This window comes from Kribbella sp. NBC_00889 (assembly GCF_045207705.1).
In the GTDB taxonomy this organism is placed as follows: Bacteria; Actinomycetota; Actinomycetes; order Propionibacteriales; family Kribbellaceae; genus Kribbella.
This window is the reverse complement of record NZ_CP108783.1, coordinates 2,808,581-2,820,479: the sequence shown is the minus strand read 5'-3', so window position 1 is coordinate 2,820,479 and position 11,899 is coordinate 2,808,581. Positions and strand designations below refer to the sequence as shown.

The window sequence follows — 11,899 nt, the reverse complement described above, 5'->3', positions numbered from 1 at the left end:
GCTCCTGACGTAGCAGGACTTTCGGTCGCACGAGTGGGGCCGGGCGGCTCTGCACCACGGTGTGCCGGTGGGAAACGCTGGAATGGACCGGTCTGCCGCCCCGGGCACGAAAGGACCGTATCATGAACCTCCCCGACAGCTGCGCAACCCCCAAACGCTGGTCGAGATCGGCGTCGACAAGAACTCGACCGTCGTCTTCCCAGCTCCGCTGATGAGCACCATCGGCAAACTGGACGCCTTCCTGACCGGCGAGTCGGCCGCGGCCGCCCGACCGGCACCGGGCACGACCGACAACACCGTCCATGGCTCGCCGGGCGTCACCGACAGTACCGTCAATGGTTCGCCGGTCGTCACCGCCAGCTGAGCGGGCCACTCCGCCTACCGCGACGTCGGCGCGGAAGCGCTCGACGCCCGGGCGGTGGAGCCACCGCGACCGCGCTCTCTGCGGCGGTGGCGATCCGGGAGCGGTCTCGGCTGGCCGAGCCGGCCAAGCGCGCCTTCCGATTCGCCCTGCACAGGTTGCCGCGCAGACTACGGCCGCGGGCGCAGGCGGTGGCGTACCAACTGAAGGCGCTGCTCACCGACCGAGACGTGCGAGCGGCCTTCGTGCTCTGGCCGACAGCGAACTGGCTGCTCGACGCGGCGGCTCTGTGGGCATTCCTGGCTGCCTACGGACACGCGATGGAACCGGTAGCTCTCCTGCTCGCCTAAGGCATCGCTTCTCTGCTGGCCATCGTACCGTTCACTCCCGGCGGGCTCGGCATCATCGAAGGAGTTCTCATCCCCGGCCTGATTGGCTTCGGGGTCCCCGGCGGGGTCGCCGTACTCGGTGTCGTGTCCTGGCGCCTGTTCCAGTTCTGGGCGCCGATCCCAGTCGCCGGTCTCTGCTACCTGTCCCTTCGAACACCAGGCTGGCGCGACAGGATCCCTGCCCGGACTCCATGCTGAAGTCCGGACTCAACCACACCAGGTCTCGGGAGTACGACGGCCCCGAGGTCTCGGGACCTTCGCCCCTGCAGAGCACCGCGTCGGCGGCGCACGGTGAGAGTGGAGCGGAGGAGGCGGGATGGGACGCAGACCGGTGGAAGCGGCTCACGACATGGCACTCCAGTTGCCGTCGGCATCGAACTTGGCGGACTACGACGAAGCCCGGTGGGCCCACGGTCACGGGTCTTCATCTTGCTCACCCGGCAAACCCCAGTTGTACGTCGCCGCGCTCGGCTGCTGGAAGGACCTGGGCGGCTGCATCACCTTCCTCAGCAATGGAGTCCAACATGACGAGCAACAGCCCTGACCAGCTCCCGGGCATCGATCCGGGACGACTGGGCCGGATGACCCGGCGGATGTGGATCGCGGTCGTCGTCGCGGCGGTCACGAGCATCGCGTTGATCGGCGTGCTGGCTGTGGTGTTCCTTCGTGACTCGGGTCCGGAGCCTGGGACCGCGCCGCCTCCGTCGGCGAGCGCCACTCCATCCGCCGGCGCGTCGCCGACACCGACGACAAGCGAACCGTCACCGGGACCCACCACCACGAGGCGAACACCCAGCCCAACGGTACGGCCGTTCGCCTACCAGCCTCTTTGGCCGTTCAGCTCGGCCGCCGCGGCAGCCGCGTGGCAGCGGAGCTACCGCGCGAGTGGACAGCAGCCCTGGCACCTTGACGCCGAGCAGACGGCACTGTCGTTCACGACCGGCTACCTGGGCTTCACCGAGGTCGACCGGATCGTGTCCACCTCGGTCATCGGTGACCAGGCGCGGATCGGCGTCGGCTTCCAGGGCGAAGGGCACGCCAGTCTGGCCGCGATGCTGCACCTGGTGAAGCTCGGTCAGGGACAGGATGCGCCGTGGGAGGTCGTCGGCACCATCGACAGCACACTCACCCTCGATCGCCCCCGGTACGGCGCGAAGGCGAGCTCACCGATGACGGTCGGCGGGCGGATCACCGGCGTGGACGAGTCCATCCGCGTCGAGGTACGCCAATCGTCGTCCGCCGAGCCGATCGGCACGTTCTGCTGCGTTCCGGCCGGCGGTGAGCGGCAGCCTTGGTCGGCCCGTGTGGCGTTTGCCGGCGCGGCCGACCCCGCCCTCACGGTCGTGGTCTCCACCGGCGGGCACCTTCAAGGCGTGGAGCGCTTCGCCATCACCGCCGTACGCCGCGCCGCCACCAGTTGACCGCACCCGTCCATCGGCGGGACCGACGGGGTCAGCTGCTGAGTCTGCGTTGGAGAACGGTCGAGGCCAGGACCAGCATCCCCAGGGCGAATCCGGCCAGAACCGCCAACTCGGTGCCGATGTCGGTGATGTCACCCGCGCGGGACAACACGGTGATCCAGGCGTCCACCGCCCAGGCGTGCGGTGTCGCGTGACCGAGTGTGCGGACCGTGTCCGGGACGATCTCGAGGGGCCACATGCAGCCGCCGAGCATGGCGAAGGCGATGCCGACGACCGGCCCGATCGCCGACGCCTGGTCCGGCGTCTTGAAGACGGCGCCACTCAGCATCCCGGCACCGGTGCCCACGAGGGCCCAGGTGACGACCAGTGCGATCGCCGCCGGCAGGTTGCCCCAGGCGACGCCGAACAGGAGTGAGCCGGTGCCGATGATCAACGCCGACTGCAGGAGCGAGAACGTCAAGCAGCACAGGCCCTCACCAAGAAGCAGCGTCCGAGCGCGGACTGGTGCGGCCAGCGCTCGTTGGTGGATCCCGAGCTGGCGGGTCTGCACGATCGCGGCTCCGCCTGCCAGAGCATTGATGAACACGAACAGCACCAGCATCGTCGGTGCGCTGTACCCGAACCCCAGTGGCAGGTAGTCGCTGCCACTGGCTACGTTCTCTGTCTTGACCGCGATGCGAGGAGTCGCCTGCTGCAGAGCAGTGGCCCTGGGCAACTGCTCCGCGATAGTGCTGTCAGTCGTCCGGGCCGCGAAGGCGGCCGCCTGGACCCGCTCGGCATGCCGCGCCACCGCGGCGGAGATCGCGGAACGTACGGCGGCCTGCGTCGACTCCGCGCCACCGGCCAGCACGGGAATCGCCAGATCGTCGCCACTCAGCAGCCTCGTGTCCAGGTCTGCCGGGACCAAGACCACCGCGTCGAGCTCGCCGCGTCTCAGCGCCGTACGGGCGGTCTCCTCGTCCGTCAGGGTACGGACCGGCCCCACCGTCGCGAGGTCCTCGACCAGAGCCGCCGCAAGGGATCGGCCCGAGGGTTGCCCACTGAGCACGCCGATCCGGAAGCCGCCTGGGTTCTCGACCACGGTGCCGATGATCGCGATGACGAGGACGGGCAGGAGCACGATGAAGAACAGCGCAGTCCGATCCCGGAGCATCCGGCGCAGCGAGGCGCCGGCCACGGCAAGTGCAGTCATGACGCAGCCCTCCAGCGGCCTATGGCTGCAGCCAGCACGCCGATCACCGCCGCCATGCCCAGGATGGCGAGAACAGGTCGAACGGCGCTCGTCGCGGCAGCACCCGTGGCGAGGTCGGTGAAGCCACGCAAGGCCCAGCCGTTGGGTGTCAGCAGAGCCAGCTTGCGCAGGATCTCAGGCGCTTGGCTGATCAGTACGAAGTTCCCGCCGAGCAGTAGCAGAGTGAAGGTGATGATCATCGCGATCCCGTCCGCCTGCCGTTCCGTCCGCGACACCGCGATCACCAGCGCGGTCAGTGCGACCAGAGCCGCCGACATCGCCATGATCAGCGTGAAGGCCGGGATCGGAGACCCCCACTGCGCGTCGAACGCCACGGAGGTCACCACGGCCAGGCTGGTCAGACTGACAACGCTGTAGGCGAACGCGGCGAGTGACTTGCCCAGCAGTACGGCGCCACGACCGACCGGCGCGGTGCTGATCCGCTCGAGCGTGCCGGCCCGCTGTTCGGCGAAGAATCCGTGGGCCGTGAATCCGATCGCGAACAGGACGAACATGATGCCCATCGCGGGTGCGTAGTAACTGGCCGTCGTCAGCTGCCGGTAGCCGGTGGGCCGCTCCTCGACGGACTCAGGCAGTCTCAAACCGGCCACTGCTTTGGCCAACTCTTCGGTCCGGGCCGGCGACACGCCAGCGGCCAGCGCTGCGTGCACCGAGAGCCTGTCGGCATTGAGCTGTGCGATGTACGCGTCGGCGATTGCTCGGGCGACCTGGGCCTGCAGCGGGTTGTCCGGACTGCCGAGAACAGTAACGCCCACCGGTTCGTCACCGATGGCCGCTGTACTGAATCCCTTGGGGATGACCAAGCCGGCGCCGACCTCGCCGTCGTCCACCAGTTGGCGGGCCTGCTGCTCGTTCTCGGTCGGCTTGACGGTCAGCACGTCGGACAACTCGGGGCTGGTGAGCGCCGTGCGCAAGGCGACGGCGATCTGGCCGCGATCGTTGTCCACCAGCGCGACGTCGGCGTGAAAGGCCTCCACCGAGGAGAAGGCGAAGCTCATCAGGCCGGCGACCAGAATTGGCGCGACGAAGCCGAGGACAAGTGCCGACCGGTCCCGGAAGCGCTGGCGCAGGTCCTTGGCGGCGATCACGAGTGCGGCGGGCACGATCACTCCCGCAGGGCGGTGCCGGTCAGGTGCAGGAACACAGCCTCCAGGTCGGGCTCGGCCACCTCGACCGATCGGACCGGCGTACCGATCCGCTCCGCGGCGTCGAGGACCGCGGGCAGCACACGGCGCCCGTCGCGGGCGAGCAGCTGCACCTGGCCGTCCTTCACATCCGCACCGTCGATCCCTTCCAGGATGCGGCAGCGATCTGCCAGGACGCCGAGGTCGCCAGTGGCGGAGAGCTGGATGCGGTCGTGCTCGCCCAGCTTCGCCACCAGCTCACGACGGGTGCCCTCGGCAACCAGATGGCCGTGGTCGATGATGCCGACCCGATCGCACAACCGCTCGGCCTCTTCCATGTAGTGCGTGGTGTAGAGCACCGCCATCCCGGCGGCGCCGAAGGACCGGACACTCTCCATCACGGCGTGCCGGCTCTGCGGATCCACACCCACGGTCGGCTCGTCCAGAACCAGCAAGGTTGGCTCGTGGAGCAGCCCGGCGCCGATGTTGAGCCGCCGCTTCATCCCGCCCGAGAACGACTCGACCCGATCGCGCCCTCGCTCTGACAAGCCGATCAACTCCAGGACCTTGCCGACCCTGTGGTTCAGCGCCTTGCCGTGCAGTCCGTAGAGGCGCCCGAAGAAGCGCAGGTTCTCCCGCGCGGTCAGATCGGGGTAGAGCGCGATCTCCTGCGGCACATAACCGACGTACCGCTTCGCCGAGGTGTCCGTCGTACTGACGCGGCGGCCCGCGATCACGACCTCACCGGCGTCCGGTCGTAGCAGGCCACAGACCAGGCGGATCGTCGTCGTCTTGCCGGCGCCGTTCGGCCCAAGCAGCCCGTACGTCTCCCCCGCCGCGATCTCGAAGCTGACATTGTCGACCGCGATCCGGTCCCCGAACCGCTTGCCGAGCTGCGACGCGACCAGCGCCTGCGCAGCAGTCGGACCTGCTTCGGCAGGAACGGTCTCGACAGCTTCCATACCTATACCCTCGCCTCCCCACCTGCCTTCGCAGCAGGGCCAACGGTCCCGTCTGCGGAGCCGAATGCGCCATCGAGGCCGCAGCTCCTCGTCGCGCAGGCGCGTGACATGGGGCCATTCGGACCTTGACGGAGGGAACTTGGTCCCTGCTCGACACGCTCAGCCGGTGCTGTGCTGGGTTTGGGCCCGATGGCGGGCCGTCAATCGGAGGGAGCGGGACGATGAAGGCAGCACCGGGTGACTGGCTGATGATCGAGGGCACCCACCTCAGCGACCGCAAACGGCACGGACTGATCCTGGAAGTGCACGGTCCTGACGGCTCTCCGCCGTACCTCGTCCGCTGGGACGACACCGAGACCGAAACCCTGGTCATCCCGAGCACCGGGGCCCACATCCTCACCCCTGAACAGATGAAGCAAACCCACAGCCACTGATCCAGACATCACGGCGGGGGGTTTCATGGACACGGTACAACTCACGGCACCCGTGCTCGGGCGGACCGTGGCCGATGTGTGCTGATTACACAAGGCTTGGACTGGAGGAGCGACGATGGCAGCGACCGAGCAGCCGAGCGGCGGAGATCTCGCCGGGCGCGTCCGCCGCCGCCGTGGCGTGCTGGGTCTTACCCGGGAAGGGGTCGCCGCGCGGGCCCGGATGGACCCCGCCTACCTTGCCCACGTCGAGCAGGCTCCAGTCGCCATGACCACGGGCGCCCTGATCCGTCTCGCCGACGCACTCGACACCACCGTCTCCGGTCTCCTTGGCGCGGACCCCACTCGCCCCCCGGATCACGGCCGCACCGCGCTGCACCCGATCCTCGATGAGATGCGGGAGCAGGAGAGCCTGCACCTGATCGAATCCGGCGGCATCGGCAGGATCGCGTTCGCGTCCGCCGGACGGCTGACCGTCGTACCGGTGAACTTCATCGTCCACCACGGCGACATCGTCTTCCGGTCCGCGGCGACGAGCGCGATCGGACAGTACGACGCGGGCAAGGTCGAAGGCGTCCGATCATGACGCCCAGCATCGTCGCCGGGTACGACGGTTCGCCGGCCAGCGAGACCGCGGTCTGGTGGGCGGCGGCCGAGGCTGAGCGCCGGCATGCGAACCTCCGGGTGACCTACGCGGTGTCCTTGCCGCTGATCAACGCTCCGCTGGGGATCCCGTCCGTACCGCTGCCGACCGATCTGCTGCGTGATGCGGCCGAACACCTGGTGGCCGAGCTCGCCCAACGGATCCGCGAGACCCATCCGCGGCTCGCCGTCGACGCCATCGTGACCTTCGCCGGCGCCGCGCACACTTTGTTGCGGGAAGCAACCAGCGCCGTGCTGATCGTGGTCGGGTCCCGGGGCCGGGGCGCATTCCGTGGCCTTCTGCTCGGTTCGACCAGCCGAGCCCTCGTGCACCACCCACCATGCCCGGTCGCGGTTGTGCGCTGACGCAAGCTTCAGGAGATGACCATGAGCACTGACATCACCGCCGTACCACGACCACTCGAGGCCGGCGCCGAGATGCGAGATCTCGCCCGCTTCCACCGCGACATCACGTGGAGCGGGACGATCCAGCCGGGCGGAATGGGACCGGGCAGTCCTCGGATGACGGCTGTCGGTGAAGGACGGCACGAGCTGATCCAGGACGGCCTGTGGATCGTCGGCAACTACCAGCAGGACCAGTTCCTCACCGACGGCACGTTCGTCCTCCGCTGGCATCTGCACTGGGTCGCCGGCTGGGACCCGACCGTGCAGGAGTACCGCGCAACGGTGGCCGACAACTATGGACACACCGAGATCCTGCGCGGGTGGATCGACGGTGATCTGCTCACCTTCGAGAGCATCGGCACCCCGCCTGTCCGGATCCGGTTGTTCTGGCACATCGCGGACGCGCACACCATCATCTGGCGCAACGAGGCCTCGATCGACCGCCAACCGTTCAAGCTTGTCGAGCGCTACGAGTGCCACCCCGTCGAGCCGTGATGCGGAGCACGCTGGAGCGATGAGGACGGAAACGCTCGACGCTGCCTGGCCGGCTCTTCCCGACGGGCCGGGACCGTATCCCGGGGTGGTGGTCATCCATGAGGCCTTCGGACTCAACGACAACATCCGCGACGTCTGCCGGCGGTTCGCGGCTGAGGGGTATGCCGCGCTGGGCATCGACCTGTTCGAGGGCCGCAGTCGCGTCGTGTGCATGGCGCGGATGTTCGCAGGCGCGATCGCCGGCAATCTCGACCACTACGGCGTGCCGGCCCTCAAAGACGCGCTCACTCGACTGGGCAACCATCCCGACGTCGATGCCGACCGGATCGGCGCCATCGGCTTCTGCCTGGGAGGGTCCATCGTCTTGACCTGGGCTTGTAGCGACGAGCGGCTCTGTGCGATCGCGCCGTTCTACGGCGCCGCACCCAGGCCCCGGGAGGCAATCCGTCGCCTGTGTCCGGTCGTTGGATCATGGCCCGGCAGGGATTTCACCACCAAGGCCGCCAGGATCCTGCAGACGCACCTGACGACGGCCGGTGTGCCACACGATCTGAAGGTCTATCCAGGTGCGAAGCACTCCTTCTTCAACGACCAATGGCGCAACTACGATGCCGCCGCGGCATCGGATTCCTGGCAGCGAGTCCGGGCGTTCTTCGCCGAGCACGTCGGGCCCGGCGCGCCAGGAACGGCCGGCAGCAGCTGACCCTGCAACGAGTGCTGATCACTGGTCCCGGTGCGTTCCGCCAGTACGGAGGTCGGCCGGCCGCGTAGCTACGAGTCGGCGATGAGTGAGGAGCGGCCTGATAGCCGCCATCGGTTCAGCCCGGAGCCCCGCTGGAAGGTCAGCCGGCTCCGACGAGGCGCAGCCAAGCATTGAGCTTCGCAGCGCCTTTCGGGCCCGAGCGGTAACCGATATAGCCATCCGGACGGACGGCGAGGACTTCGGGTCCTGGTCCACCGGTCAGGCGATGGACGTGAACTCGCGGGCCCGGCGAGTCGACCAGGTCCACGTCGCCGGACAGCAGGAGATGTATGCCGGGTGCCGCGGTGAGCTCGTGCAACCGAACCGCTCCACCGTCACAAATCACTGTTGCGTCTGGCAATCGATCGCCTGACCTGAGGTTTTGGCCGGACGACGGCGTGCCGTCTTGCGAGAGCACGCTGGAGCGGTGGTTCACCCGGAGCTGGGAAAGCGTGCGGATCGTCTCGGCCAAGAACTGCTCATGCCGCAGCAGCAGTGGTGCGGCCGGTGCCAGCAGAGGTGCCAAGGTGCCGCGCAGCAGGGCGGGAAGCGGATGTGTCGACGCCTCGGCGAAGAAGATCGCGTGCGTCATCGCGAGCACCCGGCGTGCGACCGGCCGGCGTTCCTGGTCATAGGAGTCGAGCAGGTCGCCGTAGGCGCTCCCGTCGCCCGCTGCGTAGGCCAACTTCCAGCCGAGGTTGATCGCGTCCTGGATGCCGGTGTTCATCCCCTGCGCCCCGGCCGGGGAGTGCGTGTGGGCGGCATCCCCCGCGAGGAACAGCTGCCGGTACCGATACGTCGCGGCGAGCCGGTGCTGCAGGGGCACCTTGGCCGACCACCGCAACTCTTGTACGGCGACGCCGAGACCCGATTGGTCGAGCAACTGCTGGATCTCCGCTGCCGGAACACCTTCGCCGGGTTGCCCGAAGTCGTTCTCGACAGGCCCTCCAGCCGGCCGGGTCGCGAGCACGCGCCAGGTCGCGCCCTCGCCGAGCGCGAACAGGAACAGCAACCCGGTGCGGCCGGCGGCGACATGCAGGGCATTCGGGGTCAGCTCGCCACCGAGCTCCACATCGGCCAGCACGACCTCCTGCCGGTACGAAGCACCTCGCCAGCCGATCCCGGCAAGGGAACGCACAGTGCTCGTGGCCCCATCACAACCGACGACGAACCGGCAGGGTGCCTCCTCAATTCCGGAGCTCGACCGCAGTGCGGCCCCTACGACGCCCTCCGCGGTCGCGATGTCCGCCAGCTCCACCCCGCGCTCGACCGTGACGCCTCGATGGGTCAGCGCCTGTGCCAGGACGGTTTCGACATCCATCTGCCGCACCAGGGTCAGATGTGGGAACGCGGTGTCGGGCAAGGCCAGTTCGGACAGCTGGACGCTGACCCGTCTGCGCCCCAGATGCACCTCCGCGCGGGGCGAGATGTCTGCCCTGTCAAGCAGTGCGTCGGTCACGCCGAGCGGCCGCAGACATTCCAGCGTGCGCGGGTGCATGATCATCGCGCGCGACGGCCGGAAGACCTCCGTCCGGCGTTCCACCACCCGCACTGTGGCACCGTGGCCGTGGGCCTGAAGAGCCGCGGCCAGTCCGGTCGGCCCAGCACCGACGACCAGAACATCCACCGGCTCGGTCAGGCCGCGTCGATCAACCGCCACCAGGACCTCTCACCGGTAGGTTCGATCGGATCCAGAATGTGAGCGTCTGCCAGCAGGTCCTCGCACCGCAGGTCTGGAATCACGCGGTAGCGGACGCAGCCAGTCACGCTCACCAGCTCGAGTACTCGCCACAGCGCACGAGCGTACGCCTCCGCTGCCTGAGGCCCGTCCCACTCGTAGACACCTCGATAGAAGCCGTGGTCGTCGTGAGCCAGCCACAGCTTCGAGACGAATCCCTCGAAGCCGACGAACAGCGGGAGGTTCAGCCAAGACTCCCACCGAAACAGCGTGTGCCCACGACCATGCACACCGCGCAACAGGAAGGCCACCACCAGAACGCACGGTTCGGCGGCCGGCGGCCGATCGACCACGGTTTCCCGGTAGACCCGGCCGCGAGTTCCGTCGGCGAACCACAAACGCCGGCCGACGTGCTCACGTGGCTGATGTATGCGTCGCTGCACCAGCAGCTTCCCGCTGGCCACAACGCACCGCACCACCGCGGCGAACGCGGTGGCCCAGGGCAACGGCCCTTGCTGAGTCATCAAGTCCTCCTTCGATCAGGGCGCACAACAGGTCGCGTGACGCCGCCGCGAGGTCACGCGTAGCGGGCGCCCGTGCCCGGCGCGGGCACCGTGTCGTCGAAGGCCCACGTGAGCTGGTTGACGACGCCGACCACTCCGTCGACCCCACGCGTCAGCTTCCCTGCGATCGAGACCATGCTGCGATGGTCGAGCTGGCCGGTCAGAGTCACGACCCCGTCATCGACCGTCACCTCGACCCCGAACGGGTCCTCCCACAACGCGTGCTCGACGACATCGCGCCGCACCCGCTGGAGAATCCGCTCGTCCGGTACCAGGAAGGCCGTCAGCAAGTCCGATCGCGTCACGATGCCCGTCAGGACCTCGCCGTCGGTGACGATCAGTCTGGTGATTCCGCGTGCGGCCATCAGCTTGGCCGCCTCGGGGATCGTCGAGCCTTGCTCGATCGTCACCGCCGGGCCTGTCATCACATCCCCCGCCCGCAGGCCGGCAGCCTTGGCACGAGCCCGGCGATGCCACCAGCGCAGTGCCCACGGCAACGACGGCGAGCGCTGGAACTCCTCCTTGCGGAGCAGGTCCGTCTCCGAGACCACGCCGCCGACGCCGCCGTACCGGTTGATCACCGGTAGCGCGCTGATGTGGTGCTCGGCCATCAAAGCCACGAGCGTCTTGTACGGCGTGTCCTCGGCCACCGTGATCACGTCAGTCGTCATCACGTCCGAGACTGTCAGCAAATGCCTCATCGCCTTCTCCGTTCTTCACTCGCTCGGATGGGCCGCGAGGACCTCGCGCAGCGACTCGACGAAGCGCAACGAGTCGTCGTACCCGCGCTGCCACACATTGCGGCCGAAGATCAGACCGAGGCCGTCCGCGTCCAGCGCCTGCCGAGCCATGCGCAGCATCGCCTCGTCGCCCGCCTTCTCACCGCCCAGGGCCAGGCGATCCCGGGCTGATTCATCAGACGTCAGATGAAGAGCAACTGGGCGCCTTCGGTCTTTTCGATGAAGTCGGCTGCGCTGATGATGCCTTCGACCTCGTCGTACAGATCGGACTCGTCGAGCTGCATCATGTCCGCCGACATCCGGCAGGCCCACAGGTGACCGCCCGAGGCGACGATCTGCTCGAGGAACTCCGGTACGTCGGGGACGCCGACCTCCTCGATCTGCTTCTTCATCTGGCGGGTGGCCAGCGCGGTCATTCCCGGCAGGCCGCCGAGTCCCTGTGGCATATGGGTCGCGGTGTTGCCCAGCATCGTGAACTTCAGCTCGTGCATCCGCGACTTGGTGATCATGTCGAAGCCCCAGAACGTGAAGAACAGATGCGTCTCCACGCCCTCGCCAAGGGCCGCATTCGCCAGGATCAGGCCCGGGTAGGCCATGTCCAGGTTGCCCTTGGAGCAGATGATGGCCAGCTTGCGGCCCTCGGCCTGGTCACCGAAGTCGGGTACGACAGCCAGTGTCTCGGTCATGACGATCT

17 protein-coding genes are annotated in these 11,899 nt (G+C 68.1%); 9 read left to right on the top strand and 8 right to left on the bottom strand.

Features of this window, described 5'->3' with window-relative positions; genetic code table 11:
* The first annotated feature begins 67 nt into the window (after window positions 1–67).
* The 4 genes from OG817_RS13630 (at window position 68) to OG817_RS13615 (ending at window position 2,171) form a co-directional block, all read left to right on the top strand.
* Complete coding sequence (locus OG817_RS13630) at window positions 68–364, top strand: hypothetical protein (protein WP_406054672.1); 297 nt, start codon at window positions 68–70, stop codon at window positions 362–364.
* An 86-nt stretch (window positions 365–450) separates the two neighbouring features.
* The gene (locus OG817_RS13625; protein ID WP_406054670.1) at window positions 451–711 is read left to right on the top strand and encodes a hypothetical protein; all 261 of its coding nucleotides are present in this window, start codon (window positions 451–453) and stop codon (window positions 709–711) included.
* Between the two features lie 3 nt (window positions 712–714).
* Window positions 715–948, top strand: coding sequence for a lysylphosphatidylglycerol synthase domain-containing protein (locus tag OG817_RS13620; RefSeq protein ID WP_406057434.1), 234 nt, complete (start codon window positions 715–717; stop codon window positions 946–948).
* Window positions 949–1,274: 326 nt separating this feature from the next.
* On the top strand, window positions 1,275–2,171 hold the full coding sequence (locus tag OG817_RS13615) for a hypothetical protein (RefSeq protein WP_406054668.1): 897 nt from the start codon (window positions 1,275–1,277) through the stop codon (window positions 2,169–2,171).
* A gap of 31 nt (window positions 2,172–2,202) precedes the next feature.
* On the opposite strand, the gene OG817_RS13610 is transcribed toward OG817_RS13615, so the two are convergent.
* The 3 genes from OG817_RS13610 to OG817_RS13600 are packed head-to-tail and all read right to left on the bottom strand — an operon-like array spanning window position 2,203 to window position 5,509.
* Window positions 2,203–3,363, bottom strand: a complete 1,161-nt coding sequence (locus OG817_RS13610) for an ABC transporter permease (RefSeq protein ID WP_406054666.1) — start codon at window positions 3,361–3,363, stop codon at window positions 2,203–2,205.
* On the bottom strand, window positions 3,360–4,526 hold the full coding sequence (locus tag OG817_RS13605) for an ABC transporter permease (protein WP_406054664.1): 1,167 nt from the start codon (window positions 4,524–4,526) through the stop codon (window positions 3,360–3,362). The genes OG817_RS13610 and OG817_RS13605 overlap by 4 nt, the downstream gene beginning before the upstream one ends.
* Before the next feature lie 2 nt (window positions 4,527–4,528).
* On the bottom strand, window positions 4,529–5,509 hold the full coding sequence (locus OG817_RS13600) for an ATP-binding cassette domain-containing protein (protein WP_406054662.1): 981 nt from the start codon (window positions 5,507–5,509) through the stop codon (window positions 4,529–4,531).
* Between the two features lie 221 nt (window positions 5,510–5,730).
* Here OG817_RS13600 and OG817_RS13595 point away from each other — a divergent pair, with 221 nt between their 5' ends.
* The 5 genes from OG817_RS13595 (at window position 5,731) to OG817_RS13575 (ending at window position 8,185) form a co-directional block, all read left to right on the top strand.
* On the top strand, window positions 5,731–5,943 hold the full coding sequence (locus OG817_RS13595; protein ID WP_406054660.1) for a DUF1918 domain-containing protein: 213 nt from the start codon (window positions 5,731–5,733) through the stop codon (window positions 5,941–5,943).
* A gap of 115 nt (window positions 5,944–6,058) precedes the next feature.
* The gene (locus OG817_RS13590) at window positions 6,059–6,526 is read left to right on the top strand and encodes a pyridoxamine 5'-phosphate oxidase family protein (protein WP_406054658.1); all 468 of its coding nucleotides are present in this window, start codon (window positions 6,059–6,061) and stop codon (window positions 6,524–6,526) included.
* Window positions 6,523–6,948, top strand: a complete 426-nt coding sequence (locus tag OG817_RS13585) for a universal stress protein (RefSeq protein WP_406054656.1) — start codon at window positions 6,523–6,525, stop codon at window positions 6,946–6,948. Before OG817_RS13590 ends, OG817_RS13585 begins: the two co-directional genes overlap by 4 nt.
* 21 nt (window positions 6,949–6,969) lie before the next feature.
* On the top strand, window positions 6,970–7,482 hold the full coding sequence (locus tag OG817_RS13580) for a hypothetical protein (RefSeq protein WP_406054654.1): 513 nt from the start codon (window positions 6,970–6,972) through the stop codon (window positions 7,480–7,482).
* 19 nt (window positions 7,483–7,501) lie between these two features.
* The gene (locus OG817_RS13575) at window positions 7,502–8,185 is read left to right on the top strand and encodes a dienelactone hydrolase family protein (RefSeq protein ID WP_406054652.1); all 684 of its coding nucleotides are present in this window, start codon (window positions 7,502–7,504) and stop codon (window positions 8,183–8,185) included.
* 139 nt (window positions 8,186–8,324) lie between these two features.
* On the opposite strand, the gene OG817_RS13570 is transcribed toward OG817_RS13575, so the two are convergent.
* The 5 genes from OG817_RS13570 to OG817_RS13550 form a co-directional block, all read right to left on the bottom strand.
* Window positions 8,325–9,884, bottom strand: coding sequence for an FAD-dependent monooxygenase (locus OG817_RS13570; protein ID WP_406054650.1), 1,560 nt, complete (start codon window positions 9,882–9,884; stop codon window positions 8,325–8,327).
* Window positions 9,860–10,426: a hypothetical protein gene (locus tag OG817_RS13565; RefSeq protein WP_406054648.1), complete on the bottom strand. Its 567-nt coding sequence runs from the start codon at window positions 10,424–10,426 to the stop codon at window positions 9,860–9,862. Before OG817_RS13565 ends, OG817_RS13570 begins: the two co-directional genes overlap by 25 nt.
* Before the next feature lie 53 nt (window positions 10,427–10,479).
* Window positions 10,480–11,166, bottom strand: coding sequence for a CBS domain-containing protein (locus tag OG817_RS13560; protein WP_406054646.1), 687 nt, complete (start codon window positions 11,164–11,166; stop codon window positions 10,480–10,482).
* A gap of 15 nt (window positions 11,167–11,181) precedes the next feature.
* Window positions 11,182–11,316, bottom strand: coding sequence for a hypothetical protein (locus OG817_RS13555; RefSeq protein WP_406054644.1), 135 nt, complete (start codon window positions 11,314–11,316; stop codon window positions 11,182–11,184).
* A gap of 71 nt (window positions 11,317–11,387) precedes the next feature.
* Window positions 11,388–11,891 (bottom strand): DsrE/DsrF/DrsH-like family protein, encoded by a 504-nt coding sequence (locus OG817_RS13550; protein WP_360456795.1) that lies wholly within the window; start codon window positions 11,889–11,891, stop codon window positions 11,388–11,390.
* Window positions 11,892–11,899 lie beyond the last annotated feature (8 nt).

Coding starts and splice junctions, on each gene's coding strand:
- OG817_RS13600 (WP_406054662.1), bottom strand. CDS start 5,509: ATGGAAGCTGTCGAGACCGTTCCTGCCGAAGCAGGTCCGACTGCTGCG.
- OG817_RS13550 (WP_360456795.1), bottom strand. CDS start 11,891: ATGACCGAGACACTGGCTGTCGTACCCGACTTCGGTGACCAGGCCGAG.
- OG817_RS13615 (WP_406054668.1), top strand. CDS start 1,275: ATGACGAGCAACAGCCCTGACCAGCTCCCGGGCATCGATCCGGGACGA.
- OG817_RS13585 (WP_406054656.1), top strand. CDS start 6,523: ATGACGCCCAGCATCGTCGCCGGGTACGACGGTTCGCCGGCCAGCGAG.
- OG817_RS13595 (WP_406054660.1), top strand. CDS start 5,731: ATGAAGGCAGCACCGGGTGACTGGCTGATGATCGAGGGCACCCACCTC.
- OG817_RS13555 (WP_406054644.1), bottom strand. CDS start 11,316: ATGGCTCGGCAGGCGCTGGACGCGGACGGCCTCGGTCTGATCTTCGGC.
- OG817_RS13560 (WP_406054646.1), bottom strand. CDS start 11,166: ATGAGGCATTTGCTGACAGTCTCGGACGTGATGACGACTGACGTGATC.
- OG817_RS13580 (WP_406054654.1), top strand. CDS start 6,970: ATGAGCACTGACATCACCGCCGTACCACGACCACTCGAGGCCGGCGCC.
- OG817_RS13575 (WP_406054652.1), top strand. CDS start 7,502: ATGAGGACGGAAACGCTCGACGCTGCCTGGCCGGCTCTTCCCGACGGG.
- OG817_RS13610 (WP_406054666.1), bottom strand. CDS start 3,363: ATGACTGCACTTGCCGTGGCCGGCGCCTCGCTGCGCCGGATGCTCCGG.
- OG817_RS13590 (WP_406054658.1), top strand. CDS start 6,059: ATGGCAGCGACCGAGCAGCCGAGCGGCGGAGATCTCGCCGGGCGCGTC.
- OG817_RS13565 (WP_406054648.1), bottom strand. CDS start 10,426: ATGACTCAGCAAGGGCCGTTGCCCTGGGCCACCGCGTTCGCCGCGGTG.